This window comes from Agromyces sp. Leaf222 (assembly GCF_001421565.1).
GTDB lineage: Bacteria > Actinomycetota > Actinomycetes > Actinomycetales > Microbacteriaceae > Agromyces.
The window spans coordinates 160,658-176,276 of sequence record NZ_LMKQ01000003.1; the positions used below are offsets into that span (position 1 = coordinate 160,658).

The 15,619-nt window shown below is 70.3% G+C and carries 13 protein-coding genes; 5 read left to right on the forward strand and 8 right to left on the reverse strand.

Features of this window, described 5'->3' with window-relative positions:
* Positions 1-30: 30 nt before the first annotated feature.
* The gene (locus tag ASE68_RS18175; protein ID WP_055862879.1) at positions 31-1,428 is read right to left on the reverse strand and encodes a threonine/serine exporter ThrE family protein; all 1,398 of its coding nucleotides are present in this window, start codon (positions 1,426-1,428) and stop codon (positions 31-33) included.
* 466 nt (positions 1,429-1,894) lie between these two features.
* On the opposite strand from ASE68_RS18175, the gene ASE68_RS18180 reads away from it, so the two are divergent.
* The gene (locus tag ASE68_RS18180) at positions 1,895-2,860 is read left to right on the forward strand and encodes a LysR family transcriptional regulator (RefSeq protein ID WP_082462489.1); all 966 of its coding nucleotides are present in this window, start codon (positions 1,895-1,897) and stop codon (positions 2,858-2,860) included.
* A gap of 131 nt (positions 2,861-2,991) precedes the next feature.
* Here the strand turns inward: ASE68_RS18180 and ASE68_RS18185 are convergent, their stop codons facing one another.
* The gene (locus tag ASE68_RS18185) at positions 2,992-3,381 is read right to left on the reverse strand and encodes an SHOCT domain-containing protein (protein WP_200921785.1); all 390 of its coding nucleotides are present in this window, start codon (positions 3,379-3,381) and stop codon (positions 2,992-2,994) included.
* A 273-nt stretch (positions 3,382-3,654) separates the two neighbouring features.
* Between ASE68_RS18185 and ASE68_RS18190 the strand changes: the two genes are divergently transcribed.
* Positions 3,655-6,342: a LuxR C-terminal-related transcriptional regulator gene (locus tag ASE68_RS18190; protein ID WP_055862884.1), complete on the forward strand. Its 2,688-nt coding sequence runs from the start codon at positions 3,655-3,657 to the stop codon at positions 6,340-6,342.
* On the opposite strand, the gene ASE68_RS18195 is transcribed toward ASE68_RS18190, so the two are convergent.
* From ASE68_RS18195 to ASE68_RS18200, 3 genes are all read right to left on the reverse strand, one after another.
* On the reverse strand, positions 6,314-6,535 hold the full coding sequence (locus ASE68_RS18195) for a hypothetical protein (RefSeq protein WP_055862886.1): 222 nt from the start codon (positions 6,533-6,535) through the stop codon (positions 6,314-6,316). The two genes, ASE68_RS18190 and ASE68_RS18195, sit on opposite strands and share 29 nt — an antisense overlap.
* Positions 6,536-6,609: 74 nt before the next feature.
* Complete coding sequence (locus ASE68_RS20615) at positions 6,610-6,771, reverse strand: hypothetical protein (protein WP_200921786.1); 162 nt, start codon at positions 6,769-6,771, stop codon at positions 6,610-6,612.
* Position 6,772: 1 nt separating this feature from the next.
* Positions 6,773-7,231 (reverse strand): DUF6325 family protein, encoded by a 459-nt coding sequence (locus tag ASE68_RS18200; protein WP_055863055.1) that lies wholly within the window; start codon positions 7,229-7,231, stop codon positions 6,773-6,775.
* A gap of 195 nt (positions 7,232-7,426) precedes the next feature.
* On the opposite strand from ASE68_RS18200, the gene ASE68_RS18205 reads away from it, so the two are divergent.
* The 3 genes from ASE68_RS18205 to ASE68_RS18215 all read left to right on the forward strand — a co-directional run bounded on the left by ASE68_RS18205 (position 7,427) and on the right by ASE68_RS18215 (position 11,273).
* Positions 7,427-9,796 carry an arylsulfatase gene (locus ASE68_RS18205; protein ID WP_055862888.1) on the forward strand — a complete coding sequence of 790 codons (2,370 nt, stop codon included), beginning with the start codon at positions 7,427-7,429 and terminating at the stop codon, positions 9,794-9,796.
* A 56-nt stretch (positions 9,797-9,852) separates the two neighbouring features.
* A complete protein-coding gene (locus ASE68_RS18210; protein WP_055862890.1) occupies positions 9,853-10,638 on the forward strand; it encodes an enoyl-CoA hydratase/isomerase family protein in 786 nt (261 codons plus the stop codon).
* A gap of 116 nt (positions 10,639-10,754) precedes the next feature.
* Positions 10,755-11,273 carry a hypothetical protein gene (locus ASE68_RS18215; RefSeq protein ID WP_157421762.1) on the forward strand — a complete coding sequence of 173 codons (519 nt, stop codon included), beginning with the start codon at positions 10,755-10,757 and terminating at the stop codon, positions 11,271-11,273.
* Positions 11,274-11,425: 152 nt separating this feature from the next.
* Here ASE68_RS18215 and ASE68_RS18220 read toward each other — a convergent pair whose 3' ends face one another.
* From ASE68_RS18220 to ASE68_RS18230, 3 genes are all read right to left on the reverse strand, one after another.
* Positions 11,426-12,925, reverse strand: coding sequence for a CoA-acylating methylmalonate-semialdehyde dehydrogenase (locus ASE68_RS18220; RefSeq protein ID WP_055862894.1), 1,500 nt, complete (start codon positions 12,923-12,925; stop codon positions 11,426-11,428).
* Positions 12,926-12,988: 63 nt separating this feature from the next.
* Complete coding sequence (locus tag ASE68_RS18225; protein ID WP_055862896.1) at positions 12,989-14,311, reverse strand: aspartate aminotransferase family protein; 1,323 nt, start codon at positions 14,309-14,311, stop codon at positions 12,989-12,991.
* 115 nt (positions 14,312-14,426) lie between these two features.
* Positions 14,427-15,578: an ABC transporter substrate-binding protein gene (locus ASE68_RS18230; protein WP_055862898.1), complete on the reverse strand. Its 1,152-nt coding sequence runs from the start codon at positions 15,576-15,578 to the stop codon at positions 14,427-14,429.
* Between the last annotated feature and the right edge of the window lie 41 nt (positions 15,579-15,619).

The following is a 15,619-nucleotide window of genomic DNA, read 5'->3' on the forward strand; positions in this document are numbered from 1 at the left end:
GCCTGAGAGGAAGGTTTGTATTTTCGGGGTTCAGTCGTGCCGGGTGGCGTCGTCGTGCCGCGCCTGCGCACCGGCATCCGCTCGCCGTGCCTCTTTGCGCCGGCCCCAGAACGACCGCGGGGTGCCCGGCAGGATGCGCGCCCAGAACGACGGCTCGTCGGCCTCGGCGAGCGCGGCCGGCACCTCGATGTGGAACTGGGCGATCTCCTCCGCGCCGTGGTGCACGACCCGGTACAGCGCCGTTCCGATGAGCACGCCGAGCGCGATCGACATGACTGAGGTGAGCGCGGTCGCGAAGCTCTCGAGCCCTTCGCTCGTGCCGACCGCCTCGGTGATGCCGACGAGTCCCGCTGCACCCGGCACGAGCAGCCAGAACGCCGGGAGGAAGGTGAGCTGCGAGGGTGCGCCGTGTCGAAGCGTCGCGATCCAGAGCACGACCGGCGTCATCGCGAGGGCGCCGATGAACCCGCTCACGGCCTGCCCGACGAGGGCGATGCCGAGCTGCTGACCGGTGTAGGCGACGAAGAGGGTGAGCAGCACCCATCCGAACGTCGCCCTCGGCGCCGAGAAGTGCAGGTAGTTGCCGATCGCGAAGAGCACCACGCCGACCGCCGGGATCCACCACGGCAGGGTTGCGGATGTCTCGAGCGGCACGTAGCTCGAATCGTCGACGCCGACGATGGTGCCGGCCGCCAGGATGCCGAACGCGAGCAGGGCGAGCTGCACGAGCCCGAAGACCAGGCGGGAGGCGCCGGCCACCATCTGGCCCGCCGCGAGCTCGACGGTCGCCGTGGTCAGCACGCCGCCGGGGAGGAACGTCGCGAGGGGCGCGATGAGCAGCCGGATCGGGTCGCCGATCTCGACGTAGGGCGAGATCAGGAACACGGCCAGCGCACTGACGAACGCGGCGAACACCGGGAAGACGAGCTGCAGCGTCGGCGAGCGCACGAGCTTCAGGAGGCCGAGCAGCGCCCCGAGCGCGAACGCGATGATCGCACCCTGCCAGGTCGGCGCGAGGAGCAGCGCGAGCCCGGTGGTGAGCACCGCGTGCCCGAACACGCGCACCGGCCAGCCGAAGCGCTGACGCATCGCGCCGATCTCGTTGAGCCGGTTGATGCCGTCGAGCGGGTCGATCGAGCCGGCCTGCGCCGACTCGATCAGCCGGTACAGCGCCGCGATCTGGTCGAAGCGGAAGGAGACGTTGATCGCGGAGCGGATCGCGACCCGGCCGTCCTCACCGCCTCCGGTCTCGATGAGCACCACCGTCGGCAGCACGACCACGTCGGTGTCGGTGCGTCCGTAGGCGAGCGAGACCGCGCTCATCGTCTCGCCGACCTTGTCGACGGACTCGCCCGCGGCGTTCATGCCCTCGGCGAGCCCGAGGAGGAAGCGGCGCAGCACCGCCTGGTCGGCGACGACGTCGGTCATCTCTCCCCCTCGTGTCGAGGCTCACGGTAACGCCGCGCTCACGGTAGCGCCGCGCCGCGTGCGCACCCGAGAGCACACGCGGCGCATCGGCATCCCCCCAGTACATGCCGATGCGCCGCGGGCGCACGATGAAGGGCCGCCCTGCGGAGTGTCCCTCTCCGTGGGCGGCCCTTGGGCCCGGCCGAGCCGGGCGGGTTCGCGCGACCTCAGACGGTGCGCGCGAAGGTCTCTGCGGGCTGGCGGCGGTAGCCGTCGCGAGTGGCGAGAACGATCGTGCCGACGACTCCGGCGACGGATGCAGCTGCGACGAAGATGAGCGTGGCCATGATGGTTCCCTTTTCGAATGGTGACGGCGAGTGATCGAGCGGTTCGTTGCGCCGTTGCAACCCTTCGATGTCTCCATCATCCTCCTCAAAACAATGCAGCACAAGCTCACAGAACTGCAATGAATATGTAGGCTGGCTACATGGACGTGAACCGGCTCGACCTCCTCCGCGAACTCTCCGAACGCGGCAGCGTGACCGCGGTCGCCGAGGCCACGGGCCGAACCCCGTCAGCGGTCTCGCAGCAGTTGAAGGTGCTCGAGCGCGAGGCGGGCATGCCGCTCACCGAGCGCAGCGGCCGCGGCCTCGTGCTCACGAGCGCCGGCCACGCGCTGGCCAGGAGCGCGGCCGACGTGGCCATCGCCCTCGAGCGCGCCACCGCCCTGTGGGACGAGTTCCGCAACCACCCGAGCGGCGAGGTCACGCTGCTGACCTTCCCGACGATCGGGGCGAGCCTGCTGCCCGGCGTGCTGACCGACCTCGCGAGCGTCGCCGGCCTCGTGGTGCGCTGCACCGACCTCGACCCGGAACTCGCCGGGTTCCCCGACCTCACGTCCGACTACGACATCGTGCTCGCCCACTCGATGCCGGGCGAACTGCCTTGGGGCGGTCGCGGGCTCACCGTGGTGCCGCTGCTGACCGAGCCGCTCGACGTCGGCATCCCGAGCGACCACCGCCTCGCCGGGCGTTCGCACGTGACCAGCGCCGACCTCGTCGACGAGACCTGGCTCGGGGTGCCGCCCGGCTTCCCGTTCGAGCGCATCCTGCACTCGATCGAGCAGCAGGGCGGCAAGCGCGTGCACGTCTCCCAGCGCTTCAGCGACATGCGCATCGTCGAGGCGTTCATCGCTGCAGGCCAGGGCGTCGCGTTCGTGCCGCGCTACACCTCTGGCGCAGTGCCCGACGGCGTGCTCCTGAAGCCGATCCGCGGCGTCACCTCGGCACGGCAGATCGTCGCGCTCGTGAGACCGGATGTCGCGGAGCGGCTGGCCGTGCGCACGGTGCTCGACGTGCTGACCGCCCGCGCATCCCGGCTCGAGCAGTCCTCCGCGCACCCGTCGCGGGGCGACGCGGCGGTGCAGGGCGAGCCCCCGTCGCCGGCTGCCTGAACCGGCCGCCTGGGGCGGCCGCCTGAGCCGGCCGCCTGAGCCGGTCGCCTGGGGCGAGCAGCAGAGCCGGGCGCGCGAACGGCGGCGGACGGCGCTCCCCCGAGTCGCCGTCCGCCGCCGCGTGGTCGCGCTCAGGCCTGCAGCGCCTTCGCCTTCAGGGTCTCGAACTCCGCGGGCGTGATCGCTCCCGAGTCGAGCAGGCGCTTGGCCGACTCGATCTCGGATGCCGCCGAGGCCGTCGACGACGAACCCGCGACCGTCCTGATGTACTCGTCGCTCTGCGCTCGTGCGGCCTGCGCCTCCGCGAGCTTGCGCTCACCCATGCCGCGCCCGCGCGCGATCAGGTAGATGAACGCCGCCAGGAAGGGCAGGAACACGAGGAAGACGACCCAGAGCGCCTTGGCCCATCCATTCAGCGTGTGATCGCGGAAGATGTCCACGATCACCGTGATGAAGATCCAGATGCAGGCGATGAGCACGTAGAACCAGAAGAGCCAGACGAAGAAATCCCAGAGGTTCACGGTGGTCCCTTTCCATCCGGGCGTGCTCTTCACGCCCATGCGAGCACGACGGTAGTTCCCGCCGCCTCGCCTCCGCATCACCCTGAATGGATGACTCGACCGGCGCCCGACGCACGCCGGGTCGGGACATCCGTCGAATGCAAGGCGAAGAACAGGGGAACCGATGGTGGAAAGCAGGGCCTCCGAGTCCTCCCGGTGTCATACTGACCGGGTGTCGACCGACACGCGTCTGCCGGGGAGCGAGCAGCCTCGGTCGGCAGTCGGGTGGGACGCATGGTCGAACAGGTGTCGGCGGAATACCTCGTGGAACGCCCCAGCCTGCTGCGCAGGCTGGATCACGCACGGGACCTGCCGCTGACGATGATCGTCGCCCCCGCCGGCGCCGGCAAGACCGTGCTGCTGCAGCAGTGGGCCGCCGCGACGCCCGGACTCGCCATGGCATGGATCGGCATCGAGCCCGACGACGACGACCCGATGCGCTTCTCGCGTCGACTGCTCGCGGCGCTCTCCACCGTCCGCGCGCGGGTCGGCGGGCTCGTGCGCCTGTCGGCGCTCGGCGCGGGCGGGCTCGGCGACCCGTTCCTCGACCACCTGGCCACCGAACTCGCGTCGTTCCCCGAGACGGTCATCGTGCTCGACGATCTCCACCACCTCTCCAATCGCACGCTCCTGGCCGACATCGGTCGCCTCGTCGCCGCGATCCCGCCCAACGTGCACCTGGTGATCGCCACGCGCTCCGATCCGCCCATCGCCTGGAGCCGCCTGCGGCTGCGCAACCGCATGCACGAGCTCCGCCAGCTCGACCTCGCCATGACCCGTGATGAGTCGGCGGAGCTGCTCGCCCGGATCACGCGCCGCGACATCGGGCCCGACGCGGTCGACGCGATCGCCTCCAGGACCGAGGGCTGGGCGGCCGGGCTGCAGCTCGCGGGACTCACGCTGAAGTTCCAGGGCGAGTCGGAGGAGTTCGTCGCGGAGCTGAGCGGAAGCGACCGCCTCATCGCCGAATACCTCACCGAGGAGGTCCTCGACGCCCTCTCCGACAGCACGAGGACCCTCCTGCTCCGGATGTCGGCGCTCGACGTGATGACCGCCGAGCTCGTCGACCACGTGCTGGGGCGCACCGACGCCCAGCAGCTCTTCGAACAGCTCGAGCACGAGTCGATGTTCCTCGTGGCGATCGACCAGCGTCGCACGACGGTCCGATTCCACCACCTGTTCCGGGACCTCCTCCGCTACCGGCTGCGCGCCGAGGATGCCGCCGAGGAACGGCGCCTGCTCGTCGCGGCGGCCGATTTCCACCTGGCGCGCGGCGAGCTGACGCCCGCGGTCGAGTACCTCCTCCGCTCACGCGAGTGGGACCGTGCGCTCGATGCGATCATGAGCCGCGGCAGCGACGTCTTCGAGCGCGGCGAGATGCACACCGTGATCCGCTGGATCACCGCCGTCCCCGAGCACGCGCGCGCCGACCGCCTCGACGTGCAGCTCGAGCTCGGCATCCTGGTGGGAATGCAGGGCGAGAGCATCCGGGCCGCCGACGCGTTCCGGCGGGTGGCGGACGACCCGCGGGCGACGAACGGCGAGCGCGCGATCGCCGAAGCGTGGATCTCCGCGACGGCGCAGTGGTGCACGTCGCCCGACGAGACCCTCCGAGCCGCCGAGCGCTCGCTCGCCCGACTCGCGCTCGAGTCGATCGAGACTCCCGACCTGATGGGCCTGACGACTCCCGAGCTCCTTCGGACGCTCGCGACGGGATCCGGCGGGCGATCGCACTTCCTCCTCGGCGACCTCGTCGAGGCCGAGGCGTGGATCGAACAGGGCCTCGCCACCGACGGCGTCGCGTACCCGCCCTATCGCGTGGGCCTGCTCGGATCGCTCGCCCTGCTCCACGCATGGTCGGGCCGACTGGCGGATGCCGAGCTGCTCGCCGCCGAGGCGATCGAGACGGCCGCCGCGGCGGCGCTCGTGATGCATCCGATCATCGCCGACGCCTACCTCGCCCAGGCGCTCGTCGCCCACGAGCGCGGGCGCCCTGAAGCCGCCGCCCGCCCGCTCGAGAACGGCGTCATCGCCGCGGAGTCCAACCACCGCTCCCAGCTGTCGTGGATCGCCCGGTACGAGGCGGCACTCGTCGCCGGACTCGAGGGTCGGTTCGAGGACGCCCTCGACCTCACCGAGCTCGTGCCGCACGACGCCGCCGCCGCCGACGGCCCGATTCCCGGCTCCGCCCCCGCGCCCGCCCCCGCCCCGGCTCCGGCTCCGGCGGTCCGCGACCGGCTCGTCGCGGCCCGCATGAATGCCCTGCGCCGGAGCGGTCGCGCCGAACAGGCGCTGCACCTCTACCCCGCGGACCGCCGCGGCCTCGGCGCGGCGCCGTCGATCGCCCTCGAGGCGGTGGCCGCGTCCCTCGCGCTCGGCCAGGTCGACGCGGCGAAGGCGCTGCTCTCCGACACGACCGACCGGTTCAGGACCGAGCCGCCACGAGGGGCGGTGCAACGACTCCTGCTCCGCGCCTGGGCCGCCGCCCTCGAGGGGTCGCGCCATGCGGCCCTGGAGTTCGTCGACGCGGCACTCGCACGGGCCGAGCCCGAGGGCCTGGTCGCGCCGTTCCTCGAATCGGACGACGTCGTGCTCGATCTCGTGGCGGACCTCGCACCGATGCGAGGCGGTCTCGCCGGCACGGTCGTCGCGCTCGACGGGCGGCGGATCCCCGCGCGTGCGAACGCCACGCTCGCCGAGCCGCTCACGGATCGCGAACTCGAGATCCTCGGGCACCTTCCCGATCACTCGACCACCGCCGAGCTCGCGGGCATGTGCTTCGTCTCGATCAACACGATCAAGACCCATACCGCGCACATCTACCGCAAGCTCGGCGTCACCGGGCGGAGCGCGGCGATCGCCAAGGCGCGCGAACTCGGCCTGCTCGCCCCGCTCAGTCGGGCCGATCACCTACGTGCGTGACCGCCTCGATCTCGACGTTCAGGCTCCGGAGCAGATCGAGCACCCCGAGCAGGCGGGCCTGATCCGGCACCTCTCCGCGAAGCCTGGTCGATCCCGGACCACTCGCGACCACGTCGAAGTCGACGAGCTCATCGGTGATCATCGGTCCGAGCTCACCGCGCACCAGGATGTCGAACGTCTCCCGGCCCCCCATACGCACCTCCGGACTCGCACGACGTCGTGCATCGCGCCTCGTGCTTCTTCGCTTCGATCGGGCAGAGGGCGCGACTAGATGCGGCGACGTCGCCCGGGGGTGACGGCTGCTCCGATCACCGCGGCCTTCGCCACCGGTGCCGGACCCGGTCGGACCGCGGCGGTGACGACGGCAGCCTTGGCGACGGGAGCGCCGATGACGCCGACCCGTCCGATTCGTGCAGGCCTGAGCGGCATGTCACGCTCCTGTCGTCTCGAGCGGTTCATCGGCCTCGATCGAGGCGAGGATCGCCTGGATCGGGATCCGGCCGTTGGCGATGAGCTGACCACCTGCCCGCCGCGTTGCGGCCGCGAACGGCCCCGCCCAGATGTTCTCGTAGACGATGACGCCGGCGACGCTGCCCGGATCCATCGCAGCGGCGAGGTTCACGACGTCATCGGCTGCGAGCAGCTCGGCGAGGTCGGCTTCGAGGGCGACGAGCGGACCAAGGTCGCCGGCGTCGGCGAGCTCGACCGCCTCGATGTCGCCGTTCTCGTCCTTCGCGAGGACGATCGCATCGATGAGCCGAATGGTGCCTGCCTCGACGAGGTCCACGAGTTCCTTCGCGATCTCGCCCGTGAAGGTCTGATGTCCCGCGGGAAACTCGATGACGAGGTAATCGACCGGTCCCAGGTCGTCCAGTTCGTGCTCGGCCATGTCAACCGTCCTCTGCTTCTCGCGTGCCCCCGACGATGCGAAGCCGCATCGAACGCCCACGATCCTCGCGATGGCATCCACCTGCATCACCCGATAGGGATGATTCGGCCACCACCTCGGTTCGGTACCGTGTGCCCGTCGACCCGCGGCGGCCCGATGGCGCCCGCCGGTCGCGATCCGAGGGGGAGAACGAGCATGAGTCCTGATCGCCACGCCCGCACCATGCTGCCGATCCCCGATCGGCAGCCACCCGGACTGACCACGTACGACGCGAAGGACCCGCAGACCTCCTATCCGCCGATCGAGGTGCTGCTCCCGCCCGAGGGAGCGCCCAACGTGCTCGTGGTGCTCATCGACGACGTCGGGTTCGGCGCCTCGAGCGCCTTCGGCGGCCCCTGCGAGACTCCCAACTTCGAGCGGCTCGCCGCCGGCGGCCTGAAGTACAACCGCTTCCACACGACGGCGCTCTGCGCACCGACACGGCAGGCCATGCTGACCGGGCGCAACCACCACTCGGTCGGCATGGGAAGCATCACCGAGACCGCGACCTCGGCACCCGGCAACAGCTCGCTCCGGCCCAACACCAAGGCGCCGCTCGCCATGACCCTGAAGCTCAACGGGTACTCCACGGCGCAGTTCGGCAAGTGCCACGAGGTGCCGGTCTGGCAGAGCTCGCCGGTCGGGCCGTTCGACGCGTGGCCGTCGGCCGGGGGCGGCTTCGAGTCGTTCTATGGATTCATCGGCGGCGAGAACAACCAGTGGGATCCGGCGCTCTACGACGGCACCACGCCCGTCGAGCCGCCGAAGACGCCGGAGGAGGGGTACCACCTCACCGAGGACCTCGCCGATCATGCCATCGGCTGGATCCGCACCCAGAAGGCCCTCGCGCCCGAGAAGCCGTTCTTCGTCTACTTCGCGCCCGGTGCGACGCACGCGCCGCACCACGTGCCGAAGGAGTGGCCCGAGAAGTACGCCGGGGCCTTCGCCGACGGCTGGGACGCCCAGCGTGAGAAGACCTTCGCGCGCCAGAAGGAGCTCGGCGTCGTCCCGGCCGACGCCGAGCTGACCCCTCGGCATGCCGAGATCCCCGCGTGGGACGACATGCCCGACGACCTCAAGCCCGTGCTCGAACGCGAGATGGAGGTCTACGCCGGATTCCTCGAGCACACCGACCACCACGTCGGTCGGGTGCTCGACGCGATCGAGTCGCTCGGGGTCATGGACGACACGCTCATCTACGTCATCATCGGCGACAACGGCGCATCCGCCGAGGGCACCCTCAACGGCGCGTTCAACGAGATGGCGAACTTCAACGGCATGGCGGCCCTCGAGACGCCCGAGTTCATGCGCTCGAAGATGGACGAGTTCGGGTCGCCGAGCTCGTACAACCACTACGCGGTCGGCTGGGCCTGGGCGATGGACGCCCCCTTCCAGTGGACCAAGCAGGTCGCCTCGCACTGGGGCGGCACACGCAACGGCACGATCGTGCACTGGCCGAACGGCATCGCCGAGCCGGGCGGCCTGCGTTCCCAGTTCACGCACTGCATCGACGTCGCGCCGACCATCCTCGAGGCCGCAGGGCTGCCCGAGCCGACCATGGTCAACGGCGTGCTGCAGTCGCCCATGGAGGGCACGTCGATGCTCTACTCCTTCAACGACGCGGATGCCGCTGAGCGCCACGACCTGCAGTACTTCGAGATGTTCGGCAACCGCGGCATCTACCACAAGGGCTGGAGCGCGGTCACGAAGCACCGCACGCCGTGGGAGATGGTCGGCGGCACGCTCGCCGCGTTCGACGACGACGTCTGGGAGCTCTACGACGGCGCTGCGGGCGACTTCAGCCAGTCGCGCGACCTGTCCGCCGAACATCCCGAGAAGCTGCACGAGCTGCAGCGGCTGTGGCTGATCGAGGCCGTCAAGTACAACGTGCTCCCGATCGACGATCGGGGTGCCGAGCGCATCAACCCCGAGCTCGCCGGCCGGCCCACGCTCATCCGCGGCACGTCGCAGCAGTTCTTCCCGGGAATGGGGCGGCTGTCCGAGAACAGCGTCGTCAACATCAAGAACAAGTCGTGGTCGGTCACGGCCGAGGTCGAGATCCCCGAGGGCGGCGCGAACGGCGTGCTGATCGCCCAGGGCGGCCGCTTCGGCGGATGGACGCTCTACCTCCACGAGGGACGTCCGGTCTTCTCGTACAACCTGCTCGGCATCACGTCGTTCACGACACGGGGCGACGAGGCGGTGCCGGCCGGCACGCACCAGGTGCGCATGGAGTTCGCGTACGACGGCGGCGGACTCGCCAAGGGCGGCGACGTCACGCTGTTCGTCGACGGCAGCGCGGACGGAACCGGCCGGGTCGACGCCACCCAGGCGATGGTCTTCTCCGCCGACGAGACGACCGACATCGGTTACGAGTCCGGCACGAGCGTGAGCCCCGACTACACCGCGGGCAGCAGCCGCTTCACCGGACGCATCGAGTGGGTGCAGATCGACCTCGGCGACGACGACCACGACCACTTCATCGATCCCGACGAGCGGATGCGCATCGCGATGGCCCGCCAGTAGTCGGACATCGACAACTCCCCCGGCCGCCCGCGCCGCCGGGGCTAGACTCGCCAACCATGAGCGACGACGCCCTCCTGTTCGACGTGCGCGACGGTCTCGCGCACCTCACCCTGAACCGCCCCGAGCGCCTCAACGCCGTCGGGCCCGACGCGATCGCGCTCTGGCACCGGTACGCCGGCGAGATCGCCGATCGCGACGACATCCGCGCCGTGCTCTTCGACGCGAACGGTCGCGCGTTCTGCGCCGGCGGCGACGTGCGCGCCATGTCCGAGCTCGGCGGCGACGGCACGTCGGCTGGCCAGGTCGTCGCCGAGCTCGCCGACGCGATCCACGCGGGGCACCGGATGCTGCGCGAGAGCGCCAAGCCCATCGTCGCCGCCGTGCAGGGGCCCGTCGCGGGCGGCGGGCTCGGGTTCATGCTCGTGGCAGACCTCATCGTGGCCTCCGACCACGCGACGTTCGCGAGCCGCTACGCGGACATCGGCCTGACGCCCGACTGCGGCGTGAGCACGCTCCTGCCCGAGGCCGTCGGCACCCGCCGGGCGCTCGAGCTCACGCTGACGCCGCGCACGCTCTCCGCGGCCGAGGCGCTCGACTGGGGACTCGTGACCGAGGTGGTGCCGGCCGACGAGGTCGCCGGGCGCGCCCGCGCGATCGCCGAGACGTGGCTGTCCGGGGCATCCGCCGCCTACGGGCAGGCCAAGCGCCTCGTGCGCTCCGGTCTCTCGCGCGAGTTCCAGGCCGCGCTCGACGACGAGGCCCGCACCATCGGTGCCGCGTTCGACACCCCAGAGGCAGCGGCCCGCGTCGCGGCGTTCGCCGGGCGCAGCTCCCGCGGCTGACCGGCGGCACAGAGATGACGCGAGTACCCGGCATCGCAGCCTCGGCCATCGTCGCTATGGCGCTGCTCTCGGGCTGCGCCACGCCGGACGCGCAGGGGGGTCCATCGCGAATCGTGGTGTCGGCGGAATCGATCGACGTTCTCGGCGACGACGGCGCCGCGCTCGCGACCTTCGACTATCGACAGCCCACCGCCGAAGTCGTCGAAGGGCTCAGCGAGTACCTGGGCGAACCCGTCGAGAGCCGCACGCGTTGGCGCTCCGACTCGCTGAACGCCACCCTGCACAACTGGCTCGGGTTCCAGCTCTTCGACACCGATGCGGTCGAGGAGGGTCCGTATTCTCCGAACCACCACATCATCACGATCGTCGGCGAGGTTCGCGGCATCGCCATCGAGACCCCGGACGGCATCAGCGTCGGAGACCCCCTCGACGAGATCGATCTCACCTCGGCCGAGTGGGAGGACCTCCCATCGAAGACCGAGGGCGGGCAGCGCACGATCCGCGTCGACCCGGTCTCGCTCCCGGCCGCCGAGGGGGTCGGCGACAATCCGACGCTGACGGTGCTCGTCAACGCCGACATCGACGCGAACGCCGTCGACCGGATCTCGGCCCCGATCCCGAGCTACGCCGACTGATCCGCGAGCGGAACGGGTCTGCACGTCCTGCGGGGCTCACGCGATGCAGGCGAACACGCGGCGCAGGCGAACGCACGCTGCTCAGGATGATTCGGCCGAATCATCCTGAGCAGCGCGCGAATGCCTGAATACCGATCGAGCGGCGCGAGCCGTCAGTCGTGCTGCGGGAACCCCAGGTTCAGGCCACCGTGGCTCGGGTCGAGCCAGCGCGAGGTGACCGCCTTCTCCTGCAGGAAGAAGTCGAAGCCCTTCGGGCCGTACGCCTTGGCGTCGCCGAACAGCGAGTCCTTCCATCCGCCGAACGAGTGGTACGCCACCGGCACCGGGATCGGCACGTTGATGCCGATCATGCCGACCGTGACCTCCCGCTGGAACCGCCTCGCGGCGCCGCCGTCGTTCGTGAAGATCGCCGTGCCGTTGCCGTAGCGCGAGGCGTTGATGATCTCGAGCCCCTGCTCGTAGCCGTCGACGCGCACGATCGAGAGCACCGGTCCGAAGATCTCGTCCTGGTAGACGACCGACGACGTCGACACCCGGTCGATCAGCGTTGGGCCGAGCCAGAAGCCGTCGGGCGCGCCGTCGACCTCGGGGTCGCGTCCGTCGACGACGAGGGTCGCGCCGTCGTCGACGGCGACGTCGAGGTATCCGGCGACCTTGTCGCGGTGCTCGCGCGTGATGAGCGGGCCCATGTCGCAGCCGCGGGTGCCGTCGCCGGTCGTGAGCCGCGACATCCGCTCGCTCACCTTGGCGACGAGCTCGTCGGCGACCGCGTCGACCGCGAGCACGACCGAGACCGCCATGCAGCGCTCGCCCGCCGAGCCGAAGCCCGCGTTCACGGCGGCGTCGGCCGCGAGGTCGAGGTCGGCGTCCGGCAGCACGAGCATGTGGTTCTTCGCGCCGCCGAGGGCCTGCACGCGCTTTCCGTTGGCCGAGGCCGTCTGGTAGATGTACTGGGCGATCGGGGTCGAGCCGACGAACGAGATCGAGCGCACGACCGGATGCTCCAGCAGCGCGTCGACCGCGACCTTGTCGCCGTGCACGACGTTCAGCACGCCGTCGGGCAGGCCGGCCTCCTTCATGAGCTCGGCCATCCAGACGGCAGCAGACGGGTCCTTCTCGGACGGCTTCAGCACGACCGTGTTGCCGGCCGCGATCGCGAGCGGGAAGAACCAGAGCGGCACCATCGCCGGGAAGTTGAACGGGCTGATGATGCCGACCACGCCGACCGGCTGCTTCAGCGTGTACACGTCGACGCCCGTCGAGACGTTCTCGGAGTACTCGCCCTTCGTGTAGCCGGGCATCGCGCAGGCGAGCTCGACGACCTCGAGTCCGCGGGCGATCTCGCCCCCGGCATCGGAGGTGACCTTGCCGTGCTCGCTCGTGAGGATCGCGGCGAGGTCGCCCGAGCGCGCGTTCAGCAACTCGCGGAAGGCGAACATCACCTGCTGCCGCTTCGCGATCGAGGTGTCGCGCCAGCCTGGAAAGGCTCGCGCAGCGGCCTCGACGGCCAGGTCGACGTCCTCCGTCGATGCGAGGCGCACGCGCTTCTGCTCGACGCCGAGGGCCGGGTTGTAGACCGGGCCGGTGCGCTCCGATGCGCCGGTCGCGGGTGCGCCGTCGATCCAGTGCTCGATCGTGGTGGTGGTGCTCATGTTCGTTGCTCCCCTTGTCAGTTCCTGGTCTCGATACGCTTCATCACTCGACCGGCCGCTCGGCTACCCGACCGGCGTCGTCGACAGCACGTCGTCGTAGACGGCCACGGCCTCGGCGACCTCGTCGGCGGTGACCACGCACGGCGGCACCACGTGGATGCGGTTGTCCTGCACGAACGGCAGGAGCCCGCGTTCGACCATCGCGCCCTTGAGCCTGCCCATCGCCGCTGCCGCCAGCGGCTCGCGCGTCTCGCGGTCGGCGACGAGTTCGATCGCCCAGAACACGCCCTCGCCGCGCACCTCGCCGATGACGGCGTGCCGGTCGGCGAGTTCGGCGAGTGCCGGGCCGATCGCCGTCTCGCCCACCGTGCGGGCGTTCTCGACGACGCCCTCGGCCTGCATGGCGTCGAGCGTCGCGACGATCGACGCCATCGCGAGCGGATGCCCCGAATAGGTCAGTCCGCCGGGGAACACGCGCTCGTCGAACGTCTCGGCGACGGTCTCGGAGATGATCACGCCGCCGGCGGGGATGTACCCCGAGTTCACGCCCTTCGCGAAGGTGATGAGGTCGGGGCGCACGTCGTAGCCGTCGAACGCGAACCACCGGCCGGTGCGACCGAAGCCCGCCATGACCTCGTCGAGGATCAGCAGGATGCCGTGCCGGTCGCAGAGCTCGCGCACGCCGGCGAGGTAGCCGGGCGGCGGAAGCAGGACGCCGGCGGTGCCCGGGATCGACTCGAGCAGCACGGCCGCGATCGACGACGGCCCCTCGGCCTCGATCACGCGACGCAGGTGCTGCAGCGCGCGCTCGGACTCCTGCTCGGGCGTCGTCGCCCAGAACTCGGAGCGGTACAGGTAGGGGCCGAAGAAGTGCACGTGTCCGCGCGCGAACTCGTTGGGGATGCGGCGCCAGTCGCCCGTCGAGACCACGGCCGCGCCCGTGTTGCCGTGGTACGACCGGTACGTCGAGAGCACCTTGTCGCGGCCCGTGTGCAGGCGCGCCATGCGGATCGCGTTCTCGTTCGCGTCGGCGCCGCCGTTGGTGAAGAACACCCGGCGGAATCCTGAGGGCGCGCGGTCGACGATGCGCTTGGCGGCCTCGCCGCGCGCGAGGTTCACGGTCGACGGCGCGATCGTCGTGAGCAGCTCGGCCTGCTCCCGGATCGCCTCGACCACGACCGGATGCTGGTGGCCGATGTTGACGTTCACGAGCTGGCTCGAGAAGTCGAGGTACTCGCGCCCGGAGTGGTCCCAGACGCGGCATCCGCGACCGCTCGCGATGACGAGCTGCGGGGACTGCCCCTGCGCCGACCACGAGTGGAAGACGTGTTCGTGGTCGAGCCGCCTGGCGAGGTCGTCGAGGTCGGCTGCGAGGTTGTCGGTCATGGCTTCGGTGCCTTTCAGGTGGTTCTGCGGTGCCGGTCGAGTAGCGGAGCGTATCGAGACCCGCGTTCGGGCATGGTCTCGATACGCGCTTCGCGCTACTCGACCGGCGGTTCCACTAGTTGCCGCCCTCTTCGAGGGTGACGTCGATGGGCGACCAGTCGGCGCCCGTGAGGTCGAGGTCTTCGCCCTCGAGCTCCGAGAGGGCCTTCTCGATGTACTCGTTCGACCAGGCGGTGGCCGGGGGCTCCTCGGTGATGAGGTGAGCGCCCGTCTCGTTCACCGCGGCGAGCGCACCGGCGACGGTCTTGTCCCACGCGGTCTCGTCGATGACGCCGATGCCCTTGTCGGACGGCCAGATGAGCTTGTTCGTCTCGTTGACCATCCAGAGCTCGTGGCTCGGACCCCAGCCGGAGCCGGCCGCGATCGTGATGTCGGCGGCATCCTGCGGGTTGGCCGCGGCGAACGCCCAGCCCTTGATGACGGCCTTGAGGAACTTGACCGTCGTGTCCTGGTACTCGGTGTCGCTGTCGAGGCGCTCGGTGTCGGCCCAGATGGCGTCCTGGAGCATGGCGCCCTCGGTGTCCTCGTAGCTGATGACGTTGAAGTCGTCCTCGGTGTAGAGCTCGCCCGTGTCGGGGTTCACCGTCTCGAGCAGCTGCGCGTACTCGTTGTAGGTCATGGCCTGGGCCGCGTCGATGTCGCCCTGCAGGAACGCATTCATGTTGAAGTCCTGCGTGATGATCTGCACGGTCGAGGCGTCGAGGCCCTCGGCGGCCATGGCCGCGAAGATCTCCCACTCGTTGCCGAAGCCCCACGAGCCGATCTTCTTGCCCTCGAAGTCGGCGACCGAGTCGATGCCCGAGTCGGCCCACGACACCTGCAGGGTGCCGGAACGCTGGAAGATCTGGGCGATGTCGGTGAGGTTGGCGCCCTGCTCGATCGAGCCGAGCACCTTGGGCACCCAGGCGATCGCGTAGTCGACGTCGCCGTTGGCGAGCGCGTCCTGCGGCACGATGTCGCCGCCAGACGGGATGATCTCGACGTCAAGGCCCTCCTCCTCGAAGAAGCCCTGGTCGACGGCGGCGAAGTAGCCGGCGAACTGGCCCTGCGGGAGCCACTGCAGCTGGAGCTTGACCTCGGTGAGCGCGCCGTCGTCGCCGGAGCCGCCATCGGTGCCTCCGTCTCCGGACGAGCAGGCGGCGAGGAGGAACGCGGCCGTGACGGCGAACGCTCCGGCCGCGATTCCGCGGCGTGTGCTGTGCTTCATGTCAGTCCTTCCCTGGTTCTCGGTGCGAGACGTCTCGGTGC

Excerpts from the sequence above, each read along its gene's own strand:
- ASE68_RS18190 (WP_055862884.1), top strand. The coding sequence starts at position 3,655 with ATGGTCGAACAGGTGTCGGCGGAATACCTCGTGGAACGCCCCAGCCTG.
- ASE68_RS18175 (WP_055862879.1), bottom strand. The coding sequence starts at position 1,428 with ATGACCGACGTCGTCGCCGACCAGGCGGTGCTGCGCCGCTTCCTCCTC.
- ASE68_RS18220 (WP_055862894.1), bottom strand. The coding sequence starts at position 12,925 with ATGAGCACCACCACCACGATCGAGCACTGGATCGACGGCGCACCCGCG.
- ASE68_RS18200 (WP_055863055.1), bottom strand. The coding sequence starts at position 7,231 with ATGGCCGAGCACGAACTGGACGACCTGGGACCGGTCGATTACCTCGTC.
- ASE68_RS18195 (WP_055862886.1), bottom strand. The coding sequence starts at position 6,535 with ATGGGGGGCCGGGAGACGTTCGACATCCTGGTGCGCGGTGAGCTCGGA.
- ASE68_RS18180 (WP_082462489.1), top strand. The coding sequence starts at position 1,895 with ATGGACGTGAACCGGCTCGACCTCCTCCGCGAACTCTCCGAACGCGGC.
- ASE68_RS20615 (WP_200921786.1), bottom strand. The coding sequence starts at position 6,771 with ATGCCGCTCAGGCCTGCACGAATCGGACGGGTCGGCGTCATCGGCGCT.
- ASE68_RS18210 (WP_055862890.1), top strand. The coding sequence starts at position 9,853 with ATGAGCGACGACGCCCTCCTGTTCGACGTGCGCGACGGTCTCGCGCAC.
- ASE68_RS18225 (WP_055862896.1), bottom strand. The coding sequence starts at position 14,311 with ATGACCGACAACCTCGCAGCCGACCTCGACGACCTCGCCAGGCGGCTC.
- ASE68_RS18205 (WP_055862888.1), top strand. The coding sequence starts at position 7,427 with ATGAGTCCTGATCGCCACGCCCGCACCATGCTGCCGATCCCCGATCGG.
- ASE68_RS18230 (WP_055862898.1), bottom strand. The coding sequence starts at position 15,578 with ATGAAGCACAGCACACGCCGCGGAATCGCGGCCGGAGCGTTCGCCGTC.